Source organism: Streptomyces sp. NPDC005728, from assembly GCF_040630895.1.
In the GTDB taxonomy this organism is placed as follows: domain Bacteria; phylum Actinomycetota; class Actinomycetes; order Streptomycetales; family Streptomycetaceae; genus Streptomyces.
Genome location: NZ_JBEXYL010000003.1, coordinates 98,880 through 124,571, shown reverse-complemented (window position 1 = coordinate 124,571; position 25,692 = coordinate 98,880). Strand labels below are relative to the sequence as shown.

The 25,692-nt window shown below is 72.0% G+C and carries 21 protein-coding genes; 1 reads left to right on the top strand and 20 read right to left on the bottom strand.

Features of this window, described 5'->3' with window-relative positions; genetic code table 11:
* Positions 1 to 10: 10 nt before the first annotated feature.
* The 3 genes from ABZ471_RS03785 to pdxH form a co-directional block, all read right to left on the bottom strand.
* Positions 11 to 1,447, bottom strand: coding sequence for a PAS domain-containing protein (locus tag ABZ471_RS03785; protein ID WP_359062024.1), 1,437 nt, complete (start codon positions 1,445 to 1,447; stop codon positions 11 to 13).
* A gap of 113 nt (positions 1,448 to 1,560) precedes the next feature.
* Positions 1,561 to 2,022 (bottom strand): GNAT family N-acetyltransferase, encoded by a 462-nt coding sequence (locus tag ABZ471_RS03780; RefSeq protein ID WP_359062022.1) that lies wholly within the window; start codon positions 2,020 to 2,022, stop codon positions 1,561 to 1,563.
* A gap of 390 nt (positions 2,023 to 2,412) precedes the next feature.
* Positions 2,413 to 3,099 carry a pyridoxamine 5'-phosphate oxidase gene (gene pdxH, locus ABZ471_RS03775; protein ID WP_359062020.1) on the bottom strand — a complete coding sequence of 229 codons (687 nt, stop codon included), beginning with the start codon at positions 3,097 to 3,099 and terminating at the stop codon, positions 2,413 to 2,415.
* A gap of 167 nt (positions 3,100 to 3,266) precedes the next feature.
* Here pdxH and ABZ471_RS03770 point away from each other — a divergent pair, with 167 nt between their 5' ends.
* Positions 3,267 to 4,367, top strand: a complete 1,101-nt coding sequence (locus ABZ471_RS03770; protein WP_359062018.1) for a citrate synthase 2 — start codon at positions 3,267 to 3,269, stop codon at positions 4,365 to 4,367.
* An 82-nt stretch (positions 4,368 to 4,449) separates the two neighbouring features.
* Here ABZ471_RS03770 and ABZ471_RS03765 read toward each other — a convergent pair whose 3' ends face one another.
* From ABZ471_RS03765 to ABZ471_RS03685, 17 genes are all read right to left on the bottom strand, one after another.
* On the bottom strand, positions 4,450 to 5,481 hold the full coding sequence (locus tag ABZ471_RS03765) for a 2-oxoglutarate and iron-dependent oxygenase domain-containing protein (protein ID WP_359062017.1): 1,032 nt from the start codon (positions 5,479 to 5,481) through the stop codon (positions 4,450 to 4,452).
* A gap of 227 nt (positions 5,482 to 5,708) precedes the next feature.
* Positions 5,709 to 6,314, bottom strand: coding sequence for a TetR/AcrR family transcriptional regulator (locus tag ABZ471_RS03760; protein ID WP_359062015.1), 606 nt, complete (start codon positions 6,312 to 6,314; stop codon positions 5,709 to 5,711).
* On the bottom strand, positions 6,302 to 7,039 hold the full coding sequence (locus tag ABZ471_RS03755) for an enoyl-CoA hydratase family protein (RefSeq protein WP_359062013.1): 738 nt from the start codon (positions 7,037 to 7,039) through the stop codon (positions 6,302 to 6,304). The genes ABZ471_RS03760 and ABZ471_RS03755 overlap by 13 nt, the downstream gene beginning before the upstream one ends.
* Entirely contained in the window at positions 7,036 to 8,604 is a 1,569-nt protein-coding gene (locus tag ABZ471_RS03750; protein ID WP_359062011.1) for a 4-coumarate--CoA ligase family protein, read from the bottom strand. The genes ABZ471_RS03755 and ABZ471_RS03750 overlap by 4 nt, the downstream gene beginning before the upstream one ends.
* Positions 8,605 to 8,642: 38 nt before the next feature.
* Positions 8,643 to 9,803, bottom strand: coding sequence for an acyl-CoA dehydrogenase (locus tag ABZ471_RS03745; RefSeq protein WP_359062009.1), 1,161 nt, complete (start codon positions 9,801 to 9,803; stop codon positions 8,643 to 8,645).
* Positions 9,804 to 9,810: 7 nt separating this feature from the next.
* Positions 9,811 to 11,658, bottom strand: coding sequence for a biotin carboxylase N-terminal domain-containing protein (locus ABZ471_RS03740; protein ID WP_359062007.1), 1,848 nt, complete (start codon positions 11,656 to 11,658; stop codon positions 9,811 to 9,813).
* A 5-nt stretch (positions 11,659 to 11,663) separates the two neighbouring features.
* Positions 11,664 to 13,262 (bottom strand): carboxyl transferase domain-containing protein, encoded by a 1,599-nt coding sequence (locus ABZ471_RS03735; RefSeq protein WP_359062005.1) that lies wholly within the window; start codon positions 13,260 to 13,262, stop codon positions 11,664 to 11,666.
* Positions 13,259 to 14,935, bottom strand: a complete 1,677-nt coding sequence (locus tag ABZ471_RS03730; RefSeq protein ID WP_359062003.1) for an acyclic terpene utilization AtuA family protein — start codon at positions 14,933 to 14,935, stop codon at positions 13,259 to 13,261. Before ABZ471_RS03730 ends, ABZ471_RS03735 begins: the two co-directional genes overlap by 4 nt.
* Positions 14,932 to 15,726, bottom strand: coding sequence for a TIGR03084 family metal-binding protein (locus tag ABZ471_RS03725; protein WP_359062001.1), 795 nt, complete (start codon positions 15,724 to 15,726; stop codon positions 14,932 to 14,934). The genes ABZ471_RS03730 and ABZ471_RS03725 overlap by 4 nt, the downstream gene beginning before the upstream one ends.
* 137 nt (positions 15,727 to 15,863) lie before the next feature.
* The gene (locus ABZ471_RS03720) at positions 15,864 to 16,592 is read right to left on the bottom strand and encodes a hypothetical protein (protein ID WP_359061999.1); all 729 of its coding nucleotides are present in this window, start codon (positions 16,590 to 16,592) and stop codon (positions 15,864 to 15,866) included.
* 85 nt (positions 16,593 to 16,677) lie between these two features.
* On the bottom strand, positions 16,678 to 18,075 hold the full coding sequence (locus tag ABZ471_RS03715) for a glycosyltransferase (protein ID WP_359061997.1): 1,398 nt from the start codon (positions 18,073 to 18,075) through the stop codon (positions 16,678 to 16,680).
* Entirely contained in the window at positions 18,072 to 18,248 is a 177-nt protein-coding gene (locus ABZ471_RS03710) for a hypothetical protein (protein ID WP_359061995.1), read from the bottom strand. The genes ABZ471_RS03715 and ABZ471_RS03710 overlap by 4 nt, the downstream gene beginning before the upstream one ends.
* Positions 18,249 to 18,461: 213 nt before the next feature.
* On the bottom strand, positions 18,462 to 19,400 hold the full coding sequence (locus tag ABZ471_RS03705; protein ID WP_359061993.1) for an EamA family transporter: 939 nt from the start codon (positions 19,398 to 19,400) through the stop codon (positions 18,462 to 18,464).
* Between the two features lie 129 nt (positions 19,401 to 19,529).
* Positions 19,530 to 21,563: an ABC transporter ATP-binding protein gene (locus ABZ471_RS03700; protein ID WP_359061991.1), complete on the bottom strand. Its 2,034-nt coding sequence runs from the start codon at positions 21,561 to 21,563 to the stop codon at positions 19,530 to 19,532.
* 103 nt (positions 21,564 to 21,666) lie between these two features.
* Positions 21,667 to 21,798 carry a hypothetical protein gene (locus tag ABZ471_RS03695; protein ID WP_359061989.1) on the bottom strand — a complete coding sequence of 44 codons (132 nt, stop codon included), beginning with the start codon at positions 21,796 to 21,798 and terminating at the stop codon, positions 21,667 to 21,669.
* A gap of 211 nt (positions 21,799 to 22,009) precedes the next feature.
* Positions 22,010 to 22,771, bottom strand: a complete 762-nt coding sequence (locus ABZ471_RS03690) for a metallophosphoesterase family protein (protein WP_359061987.1) — start codon at positions 22,769 to 22,771, stop codon at positions 22,010 to 22,012.
* Positions 22,768 to 25,662 (bottom strand): FAD-binding and (Fe-S)-binding domain-containing protein, encoded by a 2,895-nt coding sequence (locus ABZ471_RS03685; RefSeq protein WP_359061985.1) that lies wholly within the window; start codon positions 25,660 to 25,662, stop codon positions 22,768 to 22,770. Before ABZ471_RS03685 ends, ABZ471_RS03690 begins: the two co-directional genes overlap by 4 nt.
* Positions 25,663 to 25,692 lie beyond the last annotated feature (30 nt).

Genomic DNA, 25,692 nt, shown 5'->3' with positions numbered 1-25,692 from the left:
CCGGCCGGGCCTAATCCGCCGGCTTCTCCCGCACCGCATCCGCCAGATCCAGTGCCGCCGCGATCCGCGCGGCCACGTCCTCCGCGTAGGCCGCGTCCGCACGCTCGAAACGGCTGCGGCCGGACCCGCGCAGGAACGTGACCACCCCCAGCGTCCGGCCCCGGCTGCGCAGCACCGCACACAGCGCGTGCACCACGTCGCCGGGCCACTGCCGGGCCAGCGCCCACTCCCGCGCCCGCTCGGCCGGAACGGACCCGGCGTCCGCACGCACGGTTCCCGCCCGCTGCACACAGCTCAGCGCCGGGTGCCCCTCCTCATAGCGCAGGGGCAGCCCCGCCGCGCCCGTCAGCAGACTGGGCCCCGGCGCTCCGGCCGGAGTCGCGGCCAGCCGGACCAGCCGCGCCGGAGCCGCATCGTCGCCCTCCGCGCGCGGGGCACCCGCCAGCCGGTCGAGCAGTGCGTGGTCGGCGAACCCGGCGAGGGCGAAGTCCAGGTGGACGGTGGCCGCCTCCGCCGGATCCTCGCACTCGGCCGCGGCACGGGCCGCACGGTGCAGCTGGTTGGTGCGGAAGCGCAGCAGCGCCGCCTCCTGCTCGCCCTGCTTGCCCTCCGTGACGTCCTGGAACAGCCAGCCGACCCCGAGCGGTACCGGCTCCTCGGCGAGCGGCGAGGCCAGCCGCACGAACCCGCTGCGCCAGCAGCGCCGGTTCTCGCCCTCGGCCGTACGCACCGTCACCCACATCTCGGCGGGCGCGGGCGGCGCTCCCTCGGCCAGGACATGGGTGAGCGCGCCCTCCAGCTCCTCTACGCCCTGCGCGAGCAGCTCGCCGAGCGGCCGCCCGAGCGCGGACGTCCGCCCGATGCCCAGGGCACGGGCCGCGTGCGCATTGACGACGGCGGGCCGCAGATCGGCGTCGACGAGAACGACGCCCCAGGAGGCGTCCTCGAACAACGCCTCGCTGAGCGCGATGGACCGCTCCAGATCGATCTGCGCATGCACCTCGCTGAACGCGCAGTACAGTCCCGCCGGTTTCCCGTCGGGCCCGCGCACGGCGGCGGACTGGGTCCGCACGAGAACGCGCCCCCCGTCCTTCGTGACGAGCGCGAACTCGTGCACCTGCCGGCCGGGGGCGTGCATGGCGGACATCAGCCGCGCCTGGACGTCCTCGGCGTCGGCACTGCGCACCGCCCACCCCGCGAACCCGTGCCGTCCCACCGCCTCGGCGGCGGTCCAGCCGAGGATCCGCTCGGCCTCGCGGTTCCAGTGCGTGACCACCCCGTCCGCGTCGAAGGCGCACAGGGCCGCGTCCATCCCGTCCAGCAGCGCGGCGAGCAGATCGGAGCCGCCGGACTCCTCCGGACCGTCGTCAGGGGCGTGCGGACCGTCCCGCTCGGGCTCGTCGGGCCCCAGCTCGTCGGTGGTCCCACTCCGCCGGGAAGCACTCACCTGGACCCCCTGGAGGCTGCGTCCGCGCACGTACGGCGCTCGGTTCGCTCACTGGCCTTCATTCAACTGGAACGTGACACAGCCCACATCCTGTTCCCGCAAGATTGAAGGAATCAATGCCCGGCACCGGACTCCCGCTCCAGCCGCAGATCGACCCACTCGTCGCTCTCGCCGTCCAGCACATACCGCTCGATCTCCACGAAACCGTGCCGCTCGGCGAACCGCAGCCCGTCCGTGTTCACGGCCAGCACGCACGTCTCGACCGCCTTCGCACCCAGCACGCGCGCGTGGGCGAGCCCGTTCTCGTACAGGGCCGTACCGAAGCCGCGGCGCCGGAATCCGGGCAGCACCCGCGCGATGACCGTGGCAACGGCGCCCTCGCCGTCCGGCGGCCTGACGGTCGAGCAGCCGACGAGCACGTCACCCAGGTACGCGTTCTCCAGCCGGTACCGGTCCCTGCGCTGCCGGGCGTCGTCCAGGGACATGGCGGCGGGCGGCACGACGACGTTGTGGACGTGGCGCCACTGTTCGAGCGCGGGGTCGCCGTCGACGGCTTCGATACGAAGATCGGTCACGGAGGCAGCGAATCTCTCCGGGCGTCCTGCGTCAACCGCATTCCGCCGGTGCGCACTGCCCTCGGGCGGTGCGACAGGAAGCCGCCCGGTCAATCTCCCGAAAAAAACAGTTGAGCGTCCGGCGGCAGCTTCCTAGAGTGGGCGCTAATTCGGAAAGGAGGTGGTTCGGCAGATGTATGAATACCGGACAGAAGAGGTGGCTGCGGGCTAGCGGCTCGCCACCACACGATGTGCGGTGCCGGACCAGCGTGTGCGACAGACACGCAGCTGGCCTAATCCAACGCAGTCACCCGACCCGCGAGCTCGCCGGTACGTCCGGCCGGCTCCCCCGTCCACCGGACGGAGGAACCGAGCTCGCGGGTCGTCTGCGTTCCGGAAGGCTCCAGGACCTCAGGGGCTGAGCCGCTCCACGTCCCAAGCGCCGTCCGGCCGGGCCACGTACCGCAGCCGGTCGTGCATGCGGTTCTCGCGGCCCTGCCAGAACTCGACCGTCTCCGGCGCGATCCGGAAGCCGCCCCAGTGCGGCGGGACCGGCACCTGCTCCCCCTCCGGGTAGCGGGCGCCCAGCTCCGCATAGGCGGCATCCAGCTCGTCGCGGGACATGAGCACCGAGGACTGGGCGCTGGCCCAGGCGCCCAGCTGGGAGCCGTGCGGACGAAGGCGGAAGTAGGCGGCGCTCTCCTCCCGGCCGGTGCGCCGGGCGACACCGGTGACGATCACCTGGCGGGCGATCGGATGCCAGGGGAAGAGCAGCGAGACGTACGGGTTGGCGGCCAGCTCACGGGCCTTGCGGGAGTCGTAGTTGGTGTAGAAGACGAAGCCGTCGGTGTCGTACTGCTTCATCAGGACCGTACGGGAACTGGGCCGGCCCGTCGCGTCCGCCGTGGAGACGACCATCGCGTTGGGCTCGTAGAGCGTGCCGTGCACCGCCGCCCGGGCGGCGTCCTCGAACCAGCGGGAGAACTGGTCCATCGGGTGCGCGGCGAGTTCCTTCGCGTCGAGGCCCTGAGCCCGGTACTGCTTGCGCATGGCGGCGGGATCGACGACGGGGTCGAGGCTGAGGTCGCTGTCGGTCACGCGGTCATCCTGCCGTATCGAACGTGCGTGGCACCCAGTGTCGTATGGGCTCCCCAACGATGGCACTCGGAGTTATCGTGCTGGTTCCCCTGCGGTTTGGGTGACCACCGGCTGATCGGGGCATCACCGGGGTGACCGCCGCCGACACTTTCACGAGGAGCCGCCTGATGTCCGATTTCGTACCCGGGCTCGAGGGAGTCGTCGCGTTCGAGACGGAGATCGCCGAACCCGACAAGGAAGGCGGCGCCCTGCGCTACCGCGGCGTCGACATCGAGGACCTGGTGGGCCACGTCTCCTTCGGGAACGTGTGGGGACTGCTGGTCGACGGTGCCTTCAACCCCGGGCTGCCGCCCGCCGAGCCGTTCCCGATCCCGGTGCACTCCGGTGACATCCGTGTCGACGTACAGTCCGCGCTCGCCATGCTCGCCCCGGTCTGGGGTCTGAAACCGCTCCTCGACATCGACGCGGACCGGGCCCGCGAGGACCTGGCCCGGGCCGCCGTCATGGCGCTGTCGTACGTCGCCCAGTCCGCGCGCGGGCAGGGGCTGCCGATGGTGCCGCAGCGGGAGATCGACAAGGCGAACTCGGTGGTCGAGCGGTTCATGATCCGCTGGCGGGGCGAGCCGGACCCGAAGCACGTCGCGGCCGTCGACGCCTACTGGACGTCGGCCGCCGAGCACGGCATGAACGCCTCCACCTTCACGGCCCGGGTCATCGCCTCGACCGGCGCGGACGTCGCCGCCGCCCTGTCCGGGGCGGTCGGCGCCATGTCCGGTCCCCTGCACGGCGGCGCCCCCTCCCGAGTGCTCGGCATGATCGAGGAGATCGAGCGCACGGGTGACGCGGAGGCGTACGTCAAGCGGGCCCTGGACCGCGGGGAGCGGCTCATGGGCTTCGGGCACCGGGTGTACCGGGCCGAGGATCCGCGCGCTCGCGTGCTGCGCCGTACCGCCCGGGAACTGGGTGCTCCTCGTTTCGAGATCGCCGAGGCGCTGGAGAAGGCCGCGCTGGAGGAGCTGCACAACCGGCGTCCGGACCGGGTGCTGGCGACCAACGTCGAGTTCTGGGCCGCGATCATGCTGGACTTCGCGGAGGTTCCGGCGCACATGTTCACGTCGATGTTCACGTGTGCCCGGACTGCCGGCTGGTCTGCGCACATCCTTGAGCAGAAGCGGACGGGACGGCTTGTGCGGCCTTCTGCTCGGTATGTGGGGCCCGGGTCGCGCCGGCCGCAGGAGATCGACGGCTACGCGGACATCGCCCACTGACAGGGCCGGCAGGGGCATGGGGCTCGGGGCCATGTGGCACGGCCCCGTCCCCCGAAAGAACGGACCCTTGGGGCCCGTTCTTTCATGCAGGCGTCAGCAAGTCCGCATGGTGCCGTTCCGCCGCCAGCGGGTGTGCCCTGAGCTTGCCCTTCAGTTCGTTGTAGCCGTACTCGGCGAACAGCGGGTTCGCCGGGTCGGTGGTGATGCCCGGCGCCGTCGAGGCGTGCGGGAAGGGCAGGGGCTCGACCCTGGCGTCCAGGCGGGGGTTGTAGAAGAAGGGCACCGAGAAGCGTTCGGTGGCTCCGGGTGGGCTGATCACCCGGTGGTTGGTGGCGACGAGGTAGCCGTTGGTCGCCACTTCCAGGAGTTCGCCGAGGTTGACGACGAAGGCGTTCTCCAGCGGGGGCACGTCGTGGAAGAGACCGTCCTCGCGCTGGACCTGGAGGCCACCGACCCTGTCCTGCAGGAGCAGGGTGAGGAAGCCGTAGTCCTTGTGGGCGCCGACGCCCTGGTCGGTGCCGTCGCCCGCGCTGCCCGGGTAGCGCACGAGCTTGAGGTGCGGGTGGGCGTGCGCGCCGAAGACCGGGTCGTAGAAGTCGGCGGGGGCGCCGATGGCGGTGAGGAGTTCGTGCAGGAGGCGCTCGGCGACCGCGCTCAGCCGGTCGACCCAGGCGAGGGCGGCGGTGCGCAGCTCGGGGAGGGCGGCCGGCCACTGGTTGGGGCCCTCCAGCCACCAGTAGGGCGGCTCGCCCCGGCCGGGGACATGGGCGGGGCGCTCGGCGCCTATGTCGAGCTGGTCGCGCCAGTCGCGGGCGCCGCGGGTGCGCTCGTCGCCGGTGCGGGTGTAGCCGCGGAAGTGCGGGGAGTTGACGTTGTCGAGGGCGAGCCGGTCTGCCTCGGGGAGGTCGAAGAAGGCACGCATGGCGGTGAGCAGCGCGTCGGTCTCGGTCTGCGTCACGCCGTGTCCGACGAGCTGGAAGAAGCCGACGTCGTGGGCGGCGCTGTGCAGCTGGGCGTGGAGCAGGGCACGGGCCTGGGGACCGCGGTCGGCGGCCGACAGGTCGATGATCGGGAGCTGGTCGTACGACAGGGTCGTCGCGGGGTGCGTCGTCATGGATGCGTCCACAGGGTGTGTGGGCCACGGGCAGGCCGCCGAGGGTAGGGCGGCGCCCAGAATGCCGTAAGAGGGGGAGAAAAAGGGGCTGATTTCAGGCCGAAAGCCGACAGCCCATGCTCGTGACGCGCACGTAGTCCACGTGGCGGCGGCGAACGAGCATCGGAAGCATGGGCCCAAGGGTAACGCTCCCCCGCGGTGTCCCCGTCGGCCCGGCGTCGCCCCTCTCAGCCCAGCGTTTCCTCCAGCAGCACCGCCCACTGGGCGACCACGCGCTCGCGGCGGGCGGTGTCGTCGGTGAGGAGGTTGGCGAGGCCGAGGCCGCGGGCCATGTCGAGCAGGCCCTGGACCGTCTCCCGGACGCCGGGGCGGGTCTCGTCGACGCCGAGGAGGTCGACGGCGATGCGGTGGGTCTCGCGGCCGACGCGGGCCTCCAGCTCGGTCACGCGCGGGCGCAGCTGTTCCTCGTCGCTGGCGGCGACCCACAGGTGGAGGGCGGCGCGGAAGAGGGGGCCGGTGTAGAGGCCGACCAGGGCGAGGACGACGGCGCGGCGGTCCGCGGGGCCGTCCGGGAACAGCTCCCTGAGCGCGGTGGAGCGCTCTTCGGCGACGTACTCGACGGCCGCCGTGAACAGGTCCTCGCGGGTCGGGAAGTGGTGCTGGGCGGCGCCCCGGGAGACTCCGGCGCGCTCGGCGACGACGGCGACCGTGGAGCCTGCCCAGCCGTGCTCGGCCAGGCAGGCCACGGCGGCTTCCAGGAGCCGCTGCCGGGTGGCACGGCTGCGGTCCTGCTTGGGTACGCGGTCGCGTTCCGCCGTACTCACACCACCCATGCCGCATCCCGTCTTTCCAGGAAGGCCGTCATCCCCTCCCGGGCCTGGGCGGAGGAGAACAGCCGGGCCGAGAGCGCGGTCAGCTCCGCCGCGTCCCGGTCGAACGTCTTCAGCACCCTAGCCGTGAGCAGCTGTTTCGTCTCGGCCAGTGCCTGGGGGGAGGAGCGGCACAGGCCGTCCAGAACGGGGGCGAGGGCTGCGTCGACGTCGTCGCCGGTGACGGTGAGCAGACCCAGGCGTACGGCCTCGGCGGGGTCGAAGCGCTCGCCGGTGAGGTAGTAGCGGGCCAGGGCGCGGGGGTCCGCGCGCGGGATCACCGGGAGGGAGATCACCGCGGGCGCCACGCCGATGCGGACCTCGGTGAAGGCGAAGGTGGCCTCGGCGGAGGCGGCGGCGATGTCGCAGGCGGCGAGCAGGCCGAGGCCGCCGGCGCGTACGTGTCCGGTGATCCGGGCGACGACGGGTCTGGGCAGCTCCACGATCTGCCGCAGCAGGCCCACCAGCGCGTCCGGGTCGGGCGGGTCGCGCAGGTCGGCGCCGGCGCAGAAGGTGGTGCCGGTGTGGGTGAGGACGACGGCCCGGATGTCCGGGTCCTTCGCACAGTCGGTGAGGGCGTCGGCGAGTTGGCCGACGAGGGCGGCCGACAGGGCGTTGCGGGTGTCGGTGGCGTCCAGGCTGAGGGTTTCCACGGCACGCGCGCGCGTGCGTCCGATCAGTGTGGTCACGTGTGCTCCCTGAGTTGTCGGCGCAGGATCTTCCCGCTGGCCGCGCGGGGGACGGTGTCGAGGAAGGTGACCCGGCGGACACGCTTGTAGGGGGCGACGCGTTCGGCGACGTAGAGCATGATCTCGTTCGCGCCGAGGGCGTCGGCTGTGGGCTGGCGGACGACGAAGGCGTGCGGGACCTCGTTGCCGTCCTCGTTGTAGGCGCCGACGACGGCCGCGTCGGCGATGCCGGGGTGGGTGAGCAGCAGGGCCTCCAGTTCGGCGGGGGCCACCTGGAAGCCCTTGTACTTGATGAGTTCCTTGACGCGGTCGACGACGAAGAGCCAGCCGTCGGCGTCCACGTGGCCGATGTCTCCGGTGTGCAGCCAGCCCTCGGTGTCGATCATGGCGGCGGTGGCGTCGGGACGGCCGAGGTATCCCTTCATCACCTGGGGGCCGCGGATCAGGATCTCGCCGGCCTCGCCGGTGCCGAGGTCCTTGCCGGGGTCGTCGAGCGAGACGATCCGCATCTCGGTGCCGGCGATGAGCGTGCCGACCGTGCCGGCAGGCGCCCGGTGCAGGGCGTCGAGCGGGACGACGTGGGTGCCGGGCGACAGTTCCGTCATCCCGTAGGCCTGGCCTATCGGGGGCAGGCCCAGGCGTTCGGCGCAGGCGGCGGCGAGCTTCGCGTCCAGCGGGGCGGCGGCACTGATGACGTACTTCAGGGAGGAGAGGTCGTAGCGGGCGACCGCCGGGTGCTTGGCGAGGGCGAGGACGATCGGCGGGGCGACGTACAGGCCGGTGATGCGGTGGTTCTCGACGGCGGCGAGGAAGGTCTCCAGGTCGAAGCGGGGCAGGACGACGACCGTGGCGCCCTTGCGCAGGGGCGCGTTCATCAGGGCGGTCAGGCCGTAGATGTGGAAGAACGGCAGGACGGCGAGGATGCGGTCGCCGGGACCGGCCGGGACGGGGGCCTCCAACTGGGCGAGGTTGGTGGCGATCTGCCGGTGGGTGAGCATCACGCCCTTGGGGACGCCGGTGGTCCCGGAGGAGTACGGCAGCGCGGCGATGTCCTCGGCCGGGTCGAGGTCGATCTGCGGTTCGGGGGCGGCGCAGGCGAGCATGTCGATGAGCGAGCGGTGTCCGGGTGCGCTGTCGCACACGAAGATCTCCCGTATCCCGCCTGCGAGTTCGGCGGCGCGGCGGGCCGCCTGCAGGAGCGGGGAGACGGTGACGATCCAGCGGGCGCCGCTGTCGCCGAGCTGCTTGGCGAACTCCTCGGGCGTGGCGAGCGGGTGCACCGTGGTGACGGAGGCACCCGCGCGCGTGGCCGCGTAGAAGGCGGTCGGGAAGGCGATGGTGTTGGGGCTGTGCAGGGCGAGGACGTCGCCCTTGCGCACGCCGGCGTCGGCGAACGCGGCGGCCAGCCGCCGGTGGAACCGGTCCACCTGCTCGTACGTGAGGGTGGTGCCGTCCGTGCCGTCGATGAGGGCGGGATGGTCGCCGAAGTCGGCGGCCCGGCCCAGAACGGCCTCGTGGATGGGGAGTTCTACGGGCGGAACGTCTGCGTACGCGCTGCGGAACACGGTTCCTCCAAGCGGCTGCCGGTAGTGGACGACAGGGCCTAGTAGGACTTGGGCAGGCCCAGGGTCTGGTGGGAGACGTAGTTGAGAATCATCTCCCGGCTCACCGGAGCAATACGAGCCACGCGTGCGGCCGTTATCAACGAGGCGAGCCCGAATTCGCGCGTGAGGCCGTTGCCGCCGAGGGTGTGCACGGCCTGGTCGACGGCCTTCACGCAGGCCTCCCCGGCGGCGTACTTGGCCATGTTGGCGGCCTCGCCGGCGCCGATGTCGTCGCCGGCGTCGTACAGGTGGGCCGCCTTCTGCATCATCAGCCGGGCCAGTTCCAGGTCGATGTGCGCCTGCGCCAGGGGGTGCGCGATCGCCTGGTGGGCGCCGATGGGGGCCTTCCAGACGGTACGGTCGCGGGCGTACTCGACGGCCTTGGACAGCGCGTACCGGCCCATGCCGATCGCGAAGGCGGCGGTCATGACGCGCTCGGGGTTGAGCCCGGCGAACAACTGGAGCAGCCCCGCGTCCTCGTCGCCGACGAGCGCGTCGGCGGGCAGCCGTACATCGTCCAGAACCAGCTCGAACTGCTTCTCGGCAGCGTTGAGTTCCATGTCGATGGGATGCCGCTGGAAGCCCTCGGCGTCCGTCGGGACGATGAACAGGCAGGGCTTGAGGCGACCCGTGCGGGCGTCCTCGGTGCGGCCGACGATCAGCACGGCGTCGGCCATGTCGACACCGGAGATGAAGACCTTGCGGCCGGTGAGGAGCCAGTCGGCGCCGTCCCTGCGGGCCGTGGTGGTGATGCGGTGGGAGTTGGAGCCGGCGTCGGGTTCGGTGATGCCGAAGGCCATCAGGCGGGTGCCGTCGGCGAGTCCCGGGAGCCAGGCCCGCTTCTGCTCCTCGGTGCCGAAGCGGGAGATGACCGTGCCGCAGATGGCGGGTGAGACCACGAGCATGAGCAGCGGGGAGCCTGCGGCGCCCAGCTCTTCGAGCACGATGGAGAGTTCGGCGATGCCGCCGCCTCCGCCTCCGTACTCCTCGGGGAGGTTGACGCCCAGGTAGCCGAGTTTGCCTGCCTCGGACCAGAGTTCGGCCGGGTGGCGGCCCTCGGCGACGGTACGGGCGATGTAGTCGCGGCCGTAGCGCTTGCCCAGGGCGGCGACTGCGGCTCGGAGGGCCTTGTGCTCTTCGGCTTCGATGACGGGGGTCATGGGGCTCCTAGGAAGAGGTTTCCTGCACTACGGCGAGCAACATGCCTGGCTCCACCTGCTGCCCCGGCGTGACGTGCAGGGCGCTGAGGGTTCCGGTGACCGGAGCCGAGATCTGGTGCTGCATCTTCATCGCCTCCAGCCAGATCAGGGGCTGTCCGGCCGCTACGGCGGCGCCCTCGGTCAGCCCCTCGGCGATCCGTACGACCGTGCCCGGCATCGGGGCCACCAGGGAGCCGGGGGCGAGCTGGGCCGTCGGGTCGGGGAACCGGGGCAGGGCGGTCAGGGCGGCGGCGTTGACATGGACCCGCTCGCCGTAGCGAGCTACCTCGAACCGCCGCTGTACGCCGTCCACTTCGAGTACGACCAGACGCGCGCCGGCGTGCACGACCCGCACTCCGTCGGCCGCGAGACCCTGGCGGGTGTGCCGGTAGTGCACCTCGTGCTCCTCGCCCGCCATCTCGTACCGCTTGACCTGCGGCTGCGAGGGCAGGTTGCGCCAGCCGGCGAAGCGGGAGCGGCCGTGGGCGTCGGCCAGGGCCGCGGCCAGGGGGGCGTACGGGTCGGGGGCGGACTCGGTGAGTTCGGCGAGGTGACGGTCGTAGAAGCCGGTGTCCATGCGGCCGTCGGCGAACTCGGGGTGGCGCAGTGAGCGCACCAGCAGGTCCCGGTTGGTGACGGGGCCGTGGAGCGCGGCGCGCTCCAGTGCGCCCGCGAGTCTGCGGATCGCCTCCGCGCGCGTGGGGGCGTGGGCGACGGCCTTGGCGAGCATCGGGTCGTAGTGGACGCCGATGCTGTCGCCGTCGGTGTAGCCCGTGTCGAGGCGGACGCCCGCGGGTACGGCGAGGCGGTGCAGGGTGCCGGTCTGCGGGGCCCAGTCGCGGGCAGGCTCCTCGGCGTACAGGCGGGCCTCCACGGCGTGGCCCTGTGCGCGGGGCGGGTCGGCCGGGAGGGGGTGGCCCTCGGCGACGCGGAGCTGTTCGGCCACCAGGTCGAGACCGAAGACGGCTTCTGTCACCGGGTGTTCGACCTGGAGGCGGGTGTTCATCTCCAGGAAGTGGGCTCTGCCGTCGGCGACCAGGAACTCGACGGTGCCGGCGCCCACGTAGGACACGGCCCGGGCGGCGCGCACGGCCAGGGTGTACAGCTCCTCGGTGAGTCGGGAAGTCAAACCCGGCGCCGGGGCCTCCTCGATCACCTTCTGGTGGCGGCGCTGGAGGGAGCAGTCGCGGGTGCCGAGCGGCCAGACCGTTCCATGGGTGTCGGCGAGGATCTGCACCTCGACGTGGCGGCCGTGCTCGAGGTAGGGCTCGACGAAGACCTCGCCGTCACCGAAGGCGCTCGCCGCCTCGGCGCGCGCGCCCTCCAGTGCGGCGCTCAGCTCCTCCAGGCGGCGCACGATACGCATCCCGCGCCCCCCGCCGCCCGCGGCCGCCTTCACGAGCACCGGCAGGTCCGCCTCGGTGACCGCGTCCAGGGGCGCGATCCCCATCAGCTCCTTGGCGCGGGTCTTGGACGCCATCGCCTCGATCGCCTCCGGAGGCGGCCCGATCCAGACCAGGCCGGCGTCGAGGACGGCACGGGCGAACTCGGGGTTCTCGGAGAGGAAGCCGTACCCGGGGTGCACGGCGTCCGCGCCGGCGGCCAGCGCCGCCTTCACGATCAGGTCGCCGCGCAGGTACGTCTCCGCGGGCGTCGCCCCCGGCAGCCGTACCGCGGTGTCCGCCACGCGCGTGTGGAGGGCCTTCTCGTCCGCGTCCGAGTGCACCGCGACCGTCCGGATTCCCAACTCACCGCAGGTGCGGAAGATCCGGCAGGCGATCTCGCCCCGGTTGGCGACCAGCAGAGTCGAAATCATGAGCCTCACATCCGGAAGACGCCGAAGCCACCGCGCGCGCCCTCGTAGGGGGCGGTGTGGAGGGCGGACAGGCACAGGCCGAGGACGGTGCGGGTGTCGCGCGGGTCGATGACGCCGTCGTCGTACAGCCGCCCGGACAGGAACACAGGCAGCGACTCGGACTCGATCTGCTGCTCCACCATCGCGCGCAGGGCCGCGTCCGCGTCCTCGTCGTACGGCTGTCCCTTCGCCGCGGCCGACTGCCGGGCGACGATCGACAGGACGCCCGCGAGCTGCTGCGGGCCCATGACGGCCGACTTGGCGCTGGGCCAGGCGAACAGGAAGCGGGGGTCGTAGGCCCGCCCGCACATGCCGTAGTGCCCGGCGCCGTACGACGCCCCCATGAGTACCGACAGATGCGGGACCCTGCTGTTGCTGACCGCATTGATCATCATCGCGCCGTGCTTGATGATCCCGCCCTGTTCGTACTCCTTGCCGACCATGTAGCCGGTGGTGTTGTGCAGGAAGAGGAGCGGGATGTCGCGCTGGTTGGCGAGCTGGATGAACTGGGCGGCCTTCTGCGACTCCTCGCTGAAGAGGACTCCCTGGGCGTTGGCCAGGATGCCGACGGGGTAGCCGTGCAGGCTCGCCCAGCCGGTGGCGAGGCTCGTGCCGTACAGCGGCTTGAACTCGTCGAAGTCGGAGCCGTCGACCAGGCGGGCGATGACCTCGCGTGGGTCGAACGGGGTCTTCAGGTCGCCCGGGACGATGCCGAGCAGTTCCTCCGGGTCGTACTTGGGCGGGGCCGCCGGGCCCGGATCCTCGTACGCCTTGCGGTGGTTGAGGCGGGCCACGACCCGTCGCGCCTGCCTCAGCGCGTCCTGCTCGTCCACGGCGAAGTAGTCGGCGAGGCCCGACACGCGCGCGTGCATCTCCGCGCCGCCCAGGGACTCGTCGTCGCTCTCCTCGCCGGTCGCCATCTTCACCAGCGGCGGCCCGCCGAGGAACACCTTCGCCCGCTCCTTGACCATGATCACGTGATCGGACATGCCGGGGATGTAGGCCCCGCCGGCGGTGGAGTTGCCGAAGACGACGGCGACGGTCGGGATGCCGGCCGCCGACAGCCGGGTCAGGTCCCGGAAGATGGCGCCGCCCGGGATGAAGATCTCCTTCTGGGACGGCAGGTCGGCGCCGCCCGACTCCACCAGGCTGATGCAGGGCAGCCGGTTGGCGAACGCGATGTCGTTGGCGCGCAGGGCCTTCTTCAGGCTCCAGGGGTTGCTGGCGCCGCCGCGCACGGTCGGGTCGTTGGCGGTGATCAGGCACTCCACACCCTCGACCACTCCGATCCCGGTGACCAGGGAGGCGCCGACCGTGTAGTCGCTGCCCCAGGCGGCCAGCGGGGACAGCTCCAGGAACGGGGTGTCCGGGTCGAGGAGCAGCTCGATGCGCTCCCTGGCGAGCAGCTTGCCGCGTTTGCGGTGCCGTGCGACGTACTTCTCGCCGCCGCCCGCGAGCGTCTTGGCGTGCTCGGTCTCCAGGTCGGCGAGCTTGGCGAGCATGGCCTCGCGGTGGGCCAGGTAGTCCGGGCCGTTGGTGTCCAGGGCGGAGGGAAGGACCGTCACAGCAGGGTCTCCGGTATGTCCAGGTGGCGGGAGCGCAGCCATTCGCCGAGGGCCTTGGCCTGCGGGTCGAAGCGGTGCTGGGCGGCGACGCCGGCGCCGAGGATGCCTTCGACGACGAAGTTGAGGGCACGGAGGTGGGGCAGGGCGTGCCGGGTGACGGGCAGGTCGCGGCTCTCGGGGATCAGCTGCCGGAACCTTTCCGCGGTCAGCTCGTGCGCGAGCCACCGCCACGCCTCCTCCGACCGCACCCACACCCCTGCGTTGGCGTTTCCTCCCTTGTCCCCGCTGCGGGCCCCGGCGACCAGGCCGAGGGGCGCCCGGCGGGTCGGTCCGGCCGGGAGGGGCTCGGGCAGGGGTGGCTGCGGTACATCGGCCAGGGCGCCTGTCTCCTGGGGCGGGGGCACAGGGATACGGCGTCCGTCGTGGAGGACGGCCACATGGTCGACGGCACCATGGGGCGCATACACATCCTCGAAGACCCCATAAGGCGCGCCCTTTCCGGGTGGCGCCAGCACATGGAACCCGGGGTAGCTGGCCAGGGCCAGCTCGACGGCGGCTCCGGTCAGTGCGCGCCCCACGACCTGCTGGTCCGGGTCCCGTACGACGAGCCGCAGCAGGGCGCCGGCCGTCTCCTCGGTGTCCGCGTCGGCCCGGTCGGTGCGGACGAGTTCCCACCGCACCTCGGCGGGCGGCGCCTTGGCGAGCGCGTCGGTCAGCTGCTCCCGTACGAGGGCCGCCTTGGCCTCGATGTCGAGCCCGGTGAGGACGAAGGCGACCTCGTTGCGGAAGCCGCCGAGCCGGTTGAGACCGACCTTGAGCGTCGGCGGCGGAGCCTCTCCGCGCGCGCCCTCGATCCGTACCCGGTCCGGCCCGTCCTGGCTCAGCCGTACGGTGTCCAAGCGGGCCGTGACGTCGGGGCCGAGGTAGCGGGCGCCGCCGGTCTCGTAGAGCAGCTGCGCGGTGACCGTGCCGACGTCGACGAAGCCGCCGGTGCCGGGGTGCTTGGTGATGACGCTGGTGCCGTCCGCGTGGATCTCGGCGAGCGGGAAGCCTGGGCGGCGTACGTCCCCCTCGCCGAAGAAGGAGTAGTTCCCGCCGGTCGCCTGCGTCCCGCACTCCAGCACGTGACCGGCCACGACGGCACCGGCGAGGCGGTCGTAGTCCCCGGGCTGCCAGCCGAAGTGGGCGGCGGCCGGCCCGGTGACGAGCGCCGCGTCGGTCACCCGGCCGGTGATCACGACGTCCGCGCCGGCCCGCAGGCACTCGGCGATGCCGAACCCGCCGAGGTAGGCGTGGGCGGCGAGGGCGCCGGGGTGGGCGCCGGTCAGGTCGTCGCCCTCGACGTGCGCGACGCGCACCGGGATGCCGAGCCGCTCGGCTGACTGCCGTACGGCGTCGGCGAGTCCGGCCGGGCTGAGGCCGCCCGCGTTGGTGACGATCCGCACCCCGCGCTCGTGCGCGAGGCCCAGGCAGTCCTCCAACTGGCGCAGGAAGGTGCGAGCGTATCCGGCGGCCGGGTCCTTCAGGCGGTCGCGGCCGAGAATGAGCATGGTGAGTTCGGCGAGGTAGTCGCCGGTGAGGACGTCGACCTCGCCGCCGGTGAGCATTTCGCGCAGGGCGTCGGCGCGGTCGCCGTAGAAGCCCGAGAAGTTGCCGATGCGCAGGACCGTCATGCCGGGTCCTCCTTCGGCGGGCGGCCGGTGCCGGGCGGGCCCGCGAAGGCCTGCGCGATGTCGAGCCAGCTGTCGGCGTCCGGGCCCACGGCCGTCAGGGCGAGGTCGGCGCGGTGGGCGCGCTGGGTGACCAGGAGACAGAAGTCGAGGGCGGAGCCGGTGACGCGCTGGCGGGCGTCCTCGGGGCCGAACGTCCACATCTCACCGTCGGGTGCGGTCAGTTCCACGCGGAACTCGTCCGCAGGCGGGGTGCGGCCGTGGACGGTGTAGGCGAAGTCGCGGGTGCGCACCCCGAGCCGGGCCACATGCCGGAGCCGGTCCGTGGGTGGGTACGCCACACCCAGAGCGTCGGCGACATCCAGTGCGTGGGCCCAGGTCTCCATGAGACGGGCAGTGGCCATGGAGGCGGCGGACATGGGCGGGCCGTACCAGGGGAAGCGGGCGCCGGGTGGTGCGGTGCGCAGGGCGCGGTCGAGGGCGGTGCGTCCCGTACGCCACGACGCCAGCAGTTCCGCGGTCGGGAGTTGTGCGCCCTCCTCCGCCCCTTCGTCCACGAACGAGTCGGGGGCGGCGAGCGCCTTCTCGACCAGCGTCCGGAAGCCGTCGGCGTCGGTGACGGACAGCAGCGCGGAGCGGTCGGTCCAGGCGAGGTGCGCGATCTGGTGGGCGACGGTCCAGCCGGGCGCGGGAGTGGACAGAGCCCACTGGTCGGGACTCAACTCGGCCACGAGCTGGTCGAGTTCGTCGCTCTCGGCACGCAGGTCGTCGATGACGGGCGTCGGGTCGGCCATGAGGGGGAGCATGGCAGCGAGGGAAGAAACAATCAAGCATGCTTGCATTAATTTGTGGCCGCAGCCCGACCGAATCAGCCCTCCGCCGGTGACCGGCGCAGGGCTGAGACAGGGGCTGCGGCGTACGGCGGCGGCGCCTACGAGTGGTACAGCACCCTGACCACCATCGTCTCGGGCGGCAGGGAGTCGAGGTAGGTGTTGAACAACCGGCGGTACTCCGGCCCGCCCTCCTCGATCCACCGGCCGTCCAGCGTGAGCAGTGCGGGCGTTGGCAGCACCCGCGAGACGCAGTCCGCCACGAACTCGTCCCGGTCGGGGCCGAAGAAGGCGATCGGATCGTACGGGAACCGTTCCCGCAGCTCAGGGTCCTCGGACATGGCCCGGATCAGCGGCTGGGCGGCGTACTCGGCCCGGGCGCGCTGCTCGGGGTAGCCGACGGGATCGAGATATGCGCGGTCGAGGTAGTGGCCGGCGGGCAACGCCGGCGGGTGGCCGGCGGCGAACCGTGACCAGTCGTCCCACCGCCCGGCTGCCTCCTGCGCGGCGGTCACCCGGTCGGCGTCCAGGTCGAGGAGGGCTCGAGGCCCGCCGTGGCAACGGTCCCAGGGAAGTTCCTCCGACGATTCCTTCCACTCGTCGTACCGGACCAGCCGTGGGTCGTCCTCGTGACCAGGGAGAATCACGAAGCCGCAGTTGGCGCCGGAGATGAACCAGTAGTCCCACTCGCCCACCCAGCCGGGGTGAGGAATGTCCTCCCGGTCGTAGCAGTACGGCGCCATGGCCTCCCCGATCGCCCGGCGCAGGGCGTCGGGGCCGGCAGGGCCACCAGGCGGCTGGATGCAGACGGTCATGCGCTGTTTACCCATGCTGTTCTTCTCGTGTCGTCGGGACGGGTGCTGGGCGGGGGCCCGGCCCTCGGGGCCGCCCGCCCTGCATTCTCGACCGAACGTCTCAACCGGTGGGCGCCAGATCCAGCTCGACCCGCTGCCGCGTGCCCCAACCGGTGCGGTAGCACGTCGCCATGGCGTACCAGCGGACCACGCGGAAGACGGTGAACGCGAAGATCTGCGCCACCGGCGCCGCCGCGAACGTCAGGAGCTGGGCGGCGAAGGGGTCGTCGCTCCGCCGGAAGCTCAGATACCTGAGCGATTGGCCGTATCCCACGAGAACGGGGATGAGGAGCAGCTCCCATGCCCAGACACCGCGTACGAGCGGCAGGTACAGGAAGAGGGCGACGAAAATGACGGTGGAGAGCGCCATCTGGATCCAGCCGATGAGGTGGCCCCAGTAGGCGTAGTTGTTGAGCCGCAGGTAGCGGAAGCGCCAGAACGTCCGGATGAAGGCTCCGCGCATCCAGCGGGTGTACATGCGGAAGAGCTGCGAGAAGTTGTCCGGCATCAGGGTGGTGGCGAAGGCCGTGGGCTGCTGGACCGCCTTGCCGTGCTGCAGGGCGTAGATGGTCAGCATGGAGTCGTCGGAGAACTCGACCTTCCGGCCGAGGAAGGTCTCGTTGAGATAGCCGTCGAGGTTGTCCTCGACGACGTGGGCCCGGTAGGCGGCCAGCACACCGGAGTTGACCAGGACACCGCCCAGGGCCGACTGCGCCGATCGGTCCACCAGCTGCCCGACCACGAACCACAGGTCGGTGAGCCGGACGAGCGCGTCCCGCCAGCGCCTGCGCTCGCCCTTGGCGTTCACGTTGCCACGCAGGTTGGAGGCGAGCACGATGCCGGCCACGGACTGGATCGCACGGTCCGCGAAGGGCTTGAGGATCTCCGCGATCGCCTCGCAGTCCAGGTTGGCGTCGGAGTCCACGGTGACGTAGACGTCCGTGACGATTCCGGCCCGCTGTGCGGCCGCCAGGGCCATGCCCTGTGCGTGGCGCTTGCCCGGCACCGGCGTGCTCTCCCAGAGCAGGGGGACACCCCGCTCCGCACACACACCCTCGAACCAGGAACGGACCGCCGTGTAGTCGACGGAGTTGTCGTTCTCCACCACGACCACACAGTGCGGAAGGCGCGTCTGATCGACGATGGACGCCAGGCAGGCCTTGAAGGCGTTGGGGCCCTCGTTGCGCACCGGCACGGGTACGGTGACCCGCAACGCGTCCAGCTGTGTCTGCTGCTCGGGCGTCACCTTCCTCGGCCGCTCGCAGAAGTAGAGCATGCACTGCCACATGAGCAGCAGGAACGCGAGGGCGTACACCGTTGCGAAGTGCTGCCCGTGCCCCTCCCATGTGCTGATGCCCGAGTAGATGTGCCGGACCAGCCAGACGGAGAGGGCCGCCACGGAGAGGGCGGCCCCCACCAGAATGCGGGTCCGGGTACGGCGCACCCGGATCGTGTTCATCGCTCGTGTACCGCCTTCCCCCGGCGGAACGACGTGCGGACGAGCACGGCACCGAGGCCGACCACGACGGCCGCCAGGCCCAGCAGCCACAGCTGCTGGAAAGCGATCCCCCCGATCGTGATGGCCCCGGCCCCCGTTGCGGCGAGTGAGCCGCTCCCCCCTGTGTAGTTCATCCAGCAGCCTTTCTTCGGTGTTCTTGCTCGAAACACAGAGTCAGGCCAGGGCCATGGGCGTGTCCGGCTTTTCCCCTTTCGCGCGAGGACTGTCGATCAAGTTCGAGACGCATTTCGATCATGCTCCAGCCGGGGAGCCGGAGCGGCAGCGGATCCTGGAGCGCGCAGATCCGCGGGCGGGAGAAGCCCGCCGGCTGAGCCCGAAGGGGGCGGTCAGGCCTCGGGGGCTCGGACCGGCGCCTTGCCGCGTCCCACCTGGGTCCGCACCGCGCCGATGCTCGCCGCGATGACGAGGGCGATCGCTGCGGCCTCCGTGGCGGACAGGGCCTGGCCGAGGATCAGGAACCCGGCGGTGGCCGCGATGGCCGGCTCCAGACTCATGAGGACGGCGAAGGTATGGGCGGGCAGGCGGCGCAGGGCCAGGAGTTCGAGCGTGTACGGGAGCACCGAGGAGAGCAGGGCCACCGCCGAGCCGAGGGCGACGGTGGTGGGGTCGAGGAGCCGGGTGCCTGCCTCGGCAATGCCCACGGGGAGGAAGAGCAGGGCCGCCACGGCCATCGCGAGGGCCAGTCCGTCCGCCTGCGGGAAGCGGCGGCCCGTACGGGCACTGAAGACTATGTAGGCCGCCCACATGGCGCCGGCACCCAGGGCGAGGGCGACACCTATGGGGTCGAGGTCGCCGAAGCCTCCGCCGCCCAGTAGGAAGACGCCCGCGAGAGCCAGGCCCGCCCACACCGCGTTGACCGCGCGGCGGGACGCCAGGACGGACAGGGCCAGCGGCCCGAGCACTTCGAGGGTGACCGCGGTGCCGAGCGGGATACGGGCGACGGCCTCGTAGAAGAGGCCGTTCATCGCGCCCATGGTGATGCCGAAGACGACGACCGTGCCCCAGTCGCTGCGGGAGTGGCCGCGCAGCCGGGGGCGACAGACCAGAAGAAGGACCACGGCCGCGGCGAGGAGCCGCAGGGTGACGACGCCGAGCGCGCCCGCCCTCGGCATCAGGGTCACTGCGAGCGCCCCGCCGAACTGGACCGAGATCCCGCCGGCCAGCACCAGCCCGACGGGCCCGAGCGAGCCGAAGCGGTGCGGGGCGCCACCCGCGGGTACGGGCGCATGCTGCGTCGAGGGTGCGGTGGCGCTGTCGGTGCTCACGGGCGGTCCTGGGGGCTGGCTCGGATCGAGTCATGTTCATCTCGATGTACTACCGAGTCCAGGGTAATGGACCCCGTCAGGAGTGTGAACCCTTTACGTAACTGTCCTGGATGGTGAGATGCGCCGCGGTCAGATGCCGGGCCAGGGCTCCTCGTCCCGGAACAGGGGGTGCCCGTCGGGGAGTGTGGTGGGGACCGACATGGGGGCCTCGTACACAGGCTGGGGCCAGGAAGTGGGGTCGGCCGCGTACGGGGCGGCGGCGTACGGGGCGTAGCCCTGCTCCCCATAACCCGGCGCGTATGCATACGCAGGCGCCGGCGCGGGGGCCTGCGCCTCCTCGAACAGGGGCAGGCGCAGCTCGCCGGTGTCCATGGACGCGTTGTTCTGCGAGCGGTGCAGCCGCGCGTACGCCCCGCCCCGCGCGAGCAGTTCCTCGTGGCGGCCCGCCTCGACGATGCGCCCGCGGTCCACGACGAGGATCCGGTCGGCGTCCGGGGCGAGGTTGAGGTCGTGGGTGATCATGATCGTCGTACGGCCCGCCATCAGCCGGCGCAGCGGCTTGACCACCCTGCGGGCGGCCATCGCGTCCAGGCCGGTCGTCGGCTCGTCCAGGACCAGCACCGGGGCGTCGCGCAGGATGGCGCGGGCGATGGCCAGGCGCTGGAGCTGGCCGCCGGACAGCCGGGCCGAGTGGGGGTCGACCCTGGTGTCGTAGCCATCGGGGAGCCGGACGATGAAGTCGTGGGCGTCGGCCGCCCGCGCCGCCTCCTCGATCGCCTGGTCGCTGGCGCCGGGCCGGCCGCAGGCGATGTTGGCGCGGACGGTGTCGTGCAGCACCAGGGTCTCCTGCGGCAGCAGGGTGACGTACTCGCGCAGCCGGGCCAGCGGAAAGTCGCGCAGGGGTACGCCGTCCAGCAGGACCTCGCCGGCGTCCGGGTCGTAGAAGCGGAGCAGGAGCTTGGAGACCGTGGACTTTCCGGCGCCGCTCGGGCCGGTGATGATCACCAGTTCGCCGGGGCTGACGGTGAAGGACAGCCCTTCGAGGGCCGTGCGGTCGGCGCCCGGGTAGCGGAAGGAGACGTCCCGGGCCTCGACCGTGCCGTCCGGGCGGCCGTACTCCGTGCCCCGCCGCGGGTCGGCGACCGAGGGCCTCACGTCCAGGATCTCGATCAGCCGCTCTGCGCCCGCCGTGGCCGCGGTGACCGTGAGCCCGAGCTGGGCCAGGCCGCGCACCGGCGGGTAGAGGTAGCCGAGGAACGCGGCGAAGGCGAGCAGCTGGCCGAGTGTCATCCGGCCGGTGGAGATCTCCCAGGCGCCGATGCCGATCACCGCGAGCACGCAGACCGTCTCGATGACCTGGACGAGCTGCTCGTAGGCCTCGTTGAGCCGGGTCGAGCGGACCGAGGCGCGGAACCAGGCGTTCGCCTCCTCGCGCAGCCGCCGGCGCTCGGCGTCCCGGCGGTCGTAGGCCTGGGTGAGCACGATGTTGCCGAGGGACTCCTCGACCACGGAGGTGATGGCCCCGTCGGCGACCCGGCCCTCGCGGGAGACGTCCTTGATGGAGCCGGAGAAGCGGCGGGCGGCCAGCCAGAACAGGGGCGCGAGGACGAAGGTGGCGGCGGCCAGGTCCCAGCGCAGCCAGAACGCGGCGGCCGCGTAGAAGAGGGCGGAGAAAGCAGCCGAGGCGGCGCCCACCAGACCGGACACGACCATCGTCTCGATCGCCTCGACGTCGCTGGTCAGCCGGGAGAGCAGATCGCCCTGGCGGTGGCTCTGGAAGAAGTGCGGGGGCAGCTGCTGCACATGGTCGAAGACGTGCTCGCGCAGCCGCATCACGAAGCGCTCGGTCACCCACGCGGCCAGGGAGTTGCCCGCGTACGCGACGAGCGCGCCGACCACGGCGATGCCCAGCCACTGCACGGCCGGACTCCAGAACGCGGCGAGCGAGCCCTTCTGCAGGGCGTGGTCGGTGAGGTCGCTGAAGAGCAGGATGGCCGCGGTCTCGGCGAGCGCGGCGAGCACCGTGCACACCCAGATGAGGACCAGCCAGCGGCGCAGTCCCCTGGTCAGCGGCCAGAAACGGCGGAACGCGGTGCGGGCCGGAATGGTCGGGGTGTCCTCGTGTTCGAGTTCCTCGTCCTCATCGATCCGATCGATTTCCATTCACGTTCCCTCCGCTTTCCATCACTCGTCCCGCCAAAATTCAGAAACTCATGGGAAAAGGGGCCGACGGTGCACCATCGACCCCTTTCTGATCAGCTTCGGATCACTGGTCCCGGCCGGGCAGCGGCTTGGGAAGCGGCTTGTGCGCGTGCTTCTTCGGCTTCGGCTTCGGCGGCGGCGGGAGCTGCTTCGACTTGGGCTTGGGGGGCAGCGGGGCAAGCTTCTTGAAGCTCATTCCGACTCCTAGAGTTTCGCAGTTCTGTGGTCCGTGAATTCCGCGTCCGGAACCCGACATCGAAGAACCTACACGCCACCCGGGCGACCGAACGGCAAAAAAGGCAAAGGGGCGCTGTGAGTACCTTTGCGATTCCTGAGGGACGCCCCCGAACCTGAGAATTCTCTTATGAACCTGAGAGCCGCCTTACGAATCCGGGCCGCCGGCGAAGTCAGCCCCTGCCGTCCCTGGGTCCGAACACCGCCAGCGCCTCCGTGTCCGTCACACGGGCGTTGAGGTAGAAGTCGGCCCACTCGGCGATGTCCGGGTAGGCGCACTCGGCGGTGAGCCGGGTGATCGCCGACGGGATGTCGTACGACGTCACACGCAGGTCGGCGCCGGGCCCGAGGAGACACCAGTGGGCGCCCGAACGGCCGTAGGGCATGCCCACGCTGCCGGGGTTCACCACCAGCCGGCCGTGAGCCAGGCGGACGTAGGGCATGTGGGTGTGGCCGCAGACGACCGTGCCGTTGTCGGGGCCGAGGCCGGCGAAGACCTCGGCCCAGCGCTCGGGACGGGAGTCGACCAGCACCACCTCCTCGTCGTCACGCGGGGTGGCATGGCAGAACAGGACCGTGCCGAGACCGCGGACGCGCAGGGTGTGCGTCCTGGGCAGGGCGGCGAGGAAGTCCACCTGGTCCTCGCGGAGCGCCCGGGCGGCGAAGGGGCCGATGGGGTCCGGTATCTCCGTCCGCTCGCCCCGCCGGTACTCCACCAGCTCCCGGTCCGCGTTCCCGCCGACCCACAGCACGCGGTCGCCCTGCGCGCGCAGCAGGTCCAGCACCTCGGCCGGCTGCGGGCCCGCCGTGATGTCCCCGGTGAGGACGATCCGCTCGGCGGCGACCACCTCGGGCTCCGCGAGCACGGCCTCCAGGGCGGGGAGTACTCCGTGGATGTCGGAGAGAACCGCCAACCGGCCGTATTCCTCGGTCACTTGCCCATCTCCGCTTCCTTCTCCAGTCCCTCGGCCAGCACCTCCGCCAAGTGCCGCCCCCGCACCCCGGCCAACTGCTCCAACTGCGTCCGGCACGAGAAGCCGTCCGCCAGGACCACCGTTGCTTCGGTCCTGCCCCCTACCGAGGGCAGGAGCTGCTCCTCCGCGCAGGTCTTGGACACCTCGAAGTGGCCTTTTTCGAAGCCGAAGTTGCCCGCCAGGCCGCAGCAGCCGCCGCTCAGTTCGCCGGTCAGGCCCGCGGACTCGCGCAGTCTGCGGTCGGCGGTGTCGCCGAGGACCGCGTGCTGGTGGCAGTGGGTCTGGCCGACGACCGGGCGGTTCACGGCGGGCGGGGTCCAGTAGGGGGCGTGTTGCTCAAGTGCCTCGGCGAAGGTGCGGACCGCCGACGCCAGCCGGGCCGCGCGCGGGTCGTCGTGCAGCAGTTCCGGCAGGTCGGTGCGGAGGGCGGCCGCACAGCTCGGCTCCAGGACGACGACCGGGACCCCGGCCCGCAGCACCGGCTCCATCAGGTCCAGGGTGCGGCGCAGCACCGCGCGGGCACGGTCGAGTTGGCCGGTGGAGACATACGTCAGCCCGCAGCAGACGTTGCCCCGGCGGGCCGTCAGCAGGGAGAGCGGGGACCTCGACCTTCCGTCGGCCAGGGCAGGGCCGCGCAGGTGCAGGGTGGGCGGGAGTGCCACCTGCAGGCCGGCCGCCTCCAGCACGCGGACGGCGGCCCGGCCTACGGACGGCGAGAGATGCTCGGTGAAGGTGTCCGGCCACAGCACGACCAGGTCTCCGGAAGCCGAGCCGGCGGGCCTCCTTCCGCGCCACCACCGGGTGAACGGCTCCCTCGCCAGCTCCGGGATCTCCCGCTCCGGCGCGATCCCGACCAGCCGTTTCCCGGCTCGTGCGAACAGCCCCACGGACACGAGCCTGTTGAGCAGCGGGGCCGTGCGGGTCCGTGCCACCCAGCGCAGCCACATCGGCAGCCGGCCCATGGAGTAGTGAGCGGCGGGGCGGCGGCGGCCCTCGTAATGATGGTGGAGGAACTCGGCCTTGTAGGTGGCCATGTCGACGCCGACCGGGCAGTCCGAGCGGCAGCCCTTGCAGGACAGGCACAGGTCCAGCGCGTCCCGGACCTCCGTGGACCGCCAGCCGTCCGTGACCAGCTCGCCCGCGAGCATCTCGTGCAGCAGCCTCGCCCGCCCGCGCGTGGAGTGCTCCTCCTCTCCGGTCGCCCGGAAGGAGGGGCACATCACGGCAGGTCCGGCCGCCGTGCTCGTACGGCACTTGGCGACGCCGACGCAGCGGCGGACGGCCGCGCGGAAGTCGCCGTCGTCGGCCGGATAGCCGAAGACAACGTCCACCGGGCGGCGGGGCAGGACGGCGAAGCGGAGGTTGCTGTCCAGCGGGGCCGGGCGGACCAGCATGCCGGGGTTGAGCAGGTCGTCGGGGTCCCAGACCGCCTTGGCCCGCTCGAAGAGCCGGACCGTCTGCGCGCCGTACATCCGCGGCAGCAGCTCCGCGCGGGCCTGGCCGTCACCGTGCTCCCCGGACAGCGAGCCGCCGTGGGCGACCACCAGGTCGGCCAGTTCCCCGGAGAAGCGCCGGAAGCGGCCGACGCCCGCCTCGGTGAGCAGGTCGAAGTCGATGCGGACGTGGATGCAGCCGTCGCCGAAGTGGCCGTACGGTGTGCCGCGCAGGCCGTGGGCGGCGAGCAGGGCGCGGAAGTCACGCAGGTAGGCGCCGAGCCGGGCGGGCGGCACCGCGCAGTCCTCCCAGCCGGGCCAGGCCTCGCTGCCGTCCGGCGTCCGGGTCGCCGTACCGCTCGCGTCCTCGCGGATGCGCCACAGAGCCCGCTGGGCGACCGGGTCCGTCACCACCAGGGAGCCGACGACGTCGGCCGCGCGGACGATCGCCTCCGCACGCGCGCGTGCCTCGGCCGCCGTCTCCCCGCCGGTCTCCACGAACAGCCAGGCACCGCCCTCGGGCAGCCCGGCCGGCGAGCGCACCAGGTCGGCCGCCATGCCCTCCACCGTCAGCGGCCCGAGCGGCAGCAGCCCCGCCGCGGCCTCGGCGGCCCCGCCCTCGTCGCCGTACGCCAGCACCGCGAGGGCACGCGCGCGGGGGGCCTCCACCAGCCGTACGACCGCCTCGGTCAGGATGCCGAGGGTGCCCTCGGAGCCGCAGAAGGAACGGGCGACGTCGGCGCCTGTCTCGGGCAGCAGGGCGTCCAGGGCGTACCCGGAGATGCGGCGGGGCAGGTCCGGGAAGCCGGTGCGCAGGCGGGCCAGGTCGCCCTCCACGAGGGCACGCAGCCCGTCCGGAGCGCCGCCCCAGCCCTGCCCGAGCCGCAGCCGCTGCCCGCGCGCGGTGATGACGGACAGCTCCCGCACGCTGTCCGCGGTGGTCCCCCAGGCGACCGAATGCGAGCCGCACGAGTTGTTGCCGATCATTCCGCCGAGGGTGCACCGGCTGTGGGTGGACGGGTCGGGGCCGAAGCGCAGGCCGTGCGGGGCGGCGGCTTCCTGGAGGCGGTCGAGGACCAGGCCGGGCTGCACGACGGCCGTGCGCGTGCCCGGGTCCAGCTCCAGCAGGCCGTTCATGTGACGGGTGAAGTCCAGCACCACGCCCGTGCCGGTGGCCTGCCCCGCGATCGACGTGCCCCCGCCACGCGCCACCACCGGCACTCCGCGTGCGCGGCACACCTCCAGCACCGCCGCCACGTCGTCGGCGTCCCGCGGGGCCACCACTCCCGCCGGGACACGCCGGTAGTTGGACGCATCCATGGTCACGAGCGCCCGGGCGGTGACATCGAAGCCGACCTCACCCCGGACGACCTCGCGCAGCTCCGCCTCAAGTCCGGAAAGACCCGCGTGATCCGTCATGGGTCCAGCATGCATCCGATCACACACAGT